We start from the raw sequence: 3,267 nt of genomic DNA, 5'->3' as shown, positions 1-3,267 counted from the left end.
CCGCCGCGTGGGACGCCTGACGGGTGCGGCGGGCCTCGGCGAGTCCGCGCAGGCAGGCCCAGCGGGCCAGCGCGTACAGCCAGGCCCTGCGGTCGGCGGTGGTCCGGGGGACGCGCGGGACGCGCCGCTCGGCGAGGGCGAGGACCTCGCCGAGGGCGGCGGTGGCCGCGTCGTGGTCGCAGAGCACCGAGAGGCAGTAGGTGAATAGACCATCCAGATACGGCTCGTGGCACGCCGAGGGCCGCCGGGCGATGTTCCGCACGGCGGCTCGGTCACGCGCCTCCCGGTGCGCCCGGTGTGCGCCGGTGGTGCGGGTCGTGGTCTCCGGACTGCTGCTCCTCACCTGTGCGACCGTAGGCGCCCGCGGAGTGCCCCTTCTTGCACCTTGAGCACTTTTAATCCATACGGGTGAAACGATCCCTCATAAGGGGACACGGATGCTCCGGCCGGCGGCTCCCGACCGGAGCATCGGGACGGACCGCGGACCACCCGCGTGCACCCGGACGCCCCGCGTGCGCCCCCGGGCGACGGGTGCCGACGGGAGCATCCGGGGGCGTTGTCAGTGGGGCGGACTACGGTGTGCGCATGGCTGCCCGTACCAAGACCACCAAGGACCGTCCGTCCTACCGCTGCACCGAGTGCGGCTGGCAGACGGCCAAGTGGCTCGGCCGCTGCCCCGAGTGCCAGGCGTGGGGCACGGTCGAGGAGTACGGCACGCCCGCGGTGCGGACGACGGCCCCCGGACGGGTCACCAGCTCCGCGCTGCCCATCGGCCAGGTCGACGGCCGCCAGGCCACCGCCCGCACCACCGGCGTGCCGGAGCTGGACCGGGTGCTCGGCGGCGGACTCGTGCCCGGCGCGGTCGTGCTGCTCGCGGGCGAGCCCGGTGTGGGCAAGTCGACCCTGCTGCTCGACGTGGCGGCCAAGTCGGCGAGCGAGGAGCACAAGACCCTCTACGTCACCGGTGAGGAGTCCGCGAGCCAGGTCCGGATGCGCGCGGACCGCATCGGCGCCCTGGACGACCACCTGTATCTTGCCGCCGAGACCGATCTGGCCGCCGTTCTCGGCCACTTGGACGCGGTGAAGCCCTCGCTGCTGATCCTGGACTCGGTGCAGACGGTCGCCTCCCCGGAGATCGACGGCGCCCCCGGCGGCATGGCCCAGGTCCGCGAGGTGGCGGGTGCCCTGATCCGCGCCTCCAAGGAACGCGGCATGTCCACGCTGCTCGTCGGCCATGTCACCAAGGACGGCGCGATCGCGGGCCCGCGCCTGCTGGAACACCTGGTGGACGTCGTCCTGAGCTTCGAGGGCGACCGGCACGCCCGGCTGCGCCTGGTCCGGGGCGTCAAGAACCGCTACGGCGCGACGGACGAGGTCGGCTGCTTCGAGCTGCACGACGAGGGCATCACCGGACTCGCCGACCCCAGCGGCCTGTTCCTGACCCGGCGCGCCGAGCCGGTGCCGGGCACCTGTCTGACCGTGACCCTGGAGGGCCGCCGCCCGCTGGTGGCCGAGGTGCAGGCGCTGACCGTGGACTCGCAGATCCCCTCCCCGCGCCGGACCACCTCGGGCCTGGAGACCTCGCGGGTGTCGATGATGCTGGCGGTGCTGGAGCAGCGCGGCCGGATCAGCGCGCTCGGCAAGCGGGACATCTACTCCGCGACCGTGGGCGGGGTGAAGCTCTCCGAGCCCGCCGCCGACCTCGCGATCGCGCTCGCGCTGGCCTCCGCCGCCAGTGACACCCCGTTGCCGAAGAACCTCGTGGCGATCGGCGAGGTCGGTCTCGCCGGTGAGGTCAGACGGGTGACGGGCGTCCAGCGCAGGCTCGCGGAGGCGCACCGGCTGGGCTTCACGCACGCGCTCGTACCCGGCGATCCGGGCAAGGTACCGGCCGGGATGAAGGTCCTGGAGGTGGCGGACATGGGCGACGCGCTGCGGGTGCTGCCCCGCTCGCGTCGCCGGGAGGCCCCTCGGGAGGCGGAGGAGCGCCGGTAGACTTTGTGCAGGTCTCGCCCGTCCGTACGAAACGCGCGTCGGACGGGAGCGCGTCAGAACCTGCGACCGGAGGAGTGCAGTGGCAGCCAACGACCGGGCAGCGGCTCCCGGAAAGTCCGGTGGGAGTGCCGGTCCCGATGGCCTGATGCGCGCCTCACTGAGCGCCGTGGCTCCTGGTACGGCCCTGCGCGACGGTCTGGAACGGGTCCTGCGCGGCAACACCGGCGGCCTGATCCTGCTCGGCTGGGACAAGACGGTCGAGGCGATGTGCACCGGCGGTTTCGTCCTTGACGTGGAGTTCACCGCGACCCGGCTGCGCGAGCTGTGCAAGCTCGACGGCGGCATCGTGCTCTCCTCGGACCTCTCCAAGATCCTGCGCGCCGGGGTCCAACTGGTCCCGGACCACACCATCCCCACCGAGGAGACGGGCACCCGGCACCGCACCGCCGACCGCGTCTCCAAGCAGGTCGGCTTCCCGGTCGTCTCCGTCTCCCAGTCGATGCGGCTCATCGCGCTCTACGTCGACGGTCAGCGCCGGGTCCTGGAGGACTCGGCCGCGATCCTCTCCCGCGCGAACCAGGCGCTGGCCACCCTGGAGCGGTACAAGCTCCGCCTGGACGAGGTCGCGGGCACGCTGTCCGCGCTGGAGATCGAGGACCTGGTCACCGTCCGGGACGTGTCGGCTGTCGCGCAGCGGCTTGAGATGGTCCGGCGGATCGCCACCGAAATCGCCGAGTACGTGGTCGAGTTGGGCACGGACGGGCGTCTTCTCTCGCTCCAGCTGGAGGAGTTGATCGCGGGGGTCGAGCCGGATCGCGAGCTGGTCGTACGGGACTATGTGCCGGAGCCTACGGCGAAGCGGTCGCGGACGGTGCCGGAGGCTTTGTCCGAGCTGGATGCGCTGACCCATGCGGAGCTTCTTGAACTGGGGACGGTGGCCCGGGGGTTGGGGTACACCGCGTCGCCCGAGTCGCTGGACTCTTCTGTGTCGCCCCGGGGATTCCGGTTGTTGGCGAAGGTTCCCCGGTTGCCCGGTGCGATCATCGATCGGCTGGTGGAGCACTTTGGTGGGTTGCAGAAGTTGCTCGCCGCCAGCGTGGATGATCTTCAGGCTGTGGACGGGGTGGGGGAGGCTCGGGCCCGTAGTGTGCGGGAGGGGCTCTCGCGGCTGGCCGAGTCTTCGATTCTTGAGCGGTACGTCTAGGGTTTTCGCGGTTCGTTTTCGGGTGCGGGCCGTGGTGGGCTGGTCGCGCAGTTCCCCGCGCCCCTAAA

Annotated in this window: 2 protein-coding genes and 1 pseudogene; 2 read left to right on the top strand and 1 reads right to left on the bottom strand. The window is 71.7% G+C overall.

What is annotated here, in order from left to right; all coding sequences use genetic code 11:
• A pseudogene (locus GTW40_RS06190) lies at positions 1–343 on the bottom strand (hypothetical protein); the annotation flags it as partial.
• A 242-nt stretch (positions 344–585) separates the two neighbouring features.
• Here GTW40_RS06190 and radA point away from each other — a divergent pair.
• Positions 586–1,995, top strand: coding sequence for a DNA repair protein RadA (radA, locus tag GTW40_RS06185; RefSeq protein WP_161179141.1), 1,410 nt, complete (start codon positions 586–588; stop codon positions 1,993–1,995).
• A gap of 79 nt (positions 1,996–2,074) precedes the next feature.
• Positions 2,075–3,199: a DNA integrity scanning diadenylate cyclase DisA gene (gene disA / locus GTW40_RS06180; protein ID WP_161179140.1), complete on the top strand. Its 1,125-nt coding sequence runs from the start codon at positions 2,075–2,077 to the stop codon at positions 3,197–3,199.
• The last annotated feature ends 68 nt before the right edge of the window (positions 3,200–3,267 follow it).

The organism is Streptomyces sp. SID4985, from assembly GCF_009863025.1.
In the GTDB taxonomy this organism is placed as follows: Bacteria; Actinomycetota; Actinomycetes; order Streptomycetales; family Streptomycetaceae; genus Streptomyces.
The sequence above is the reverse complement of the archived record's forward strand: the minus strand, read 5'-3'. Positions and strand labels throughout refer to the sequence as shown.

What these genes read in the sequence shown, in the direction of transcription:
- radA (WP_161179141.1), top strand. Translation starts at nt 586, where the DNA reads ATGGCTGCCCGTACCAAGACCACCAAGGACCGTCCGTCCTACCGCTGC.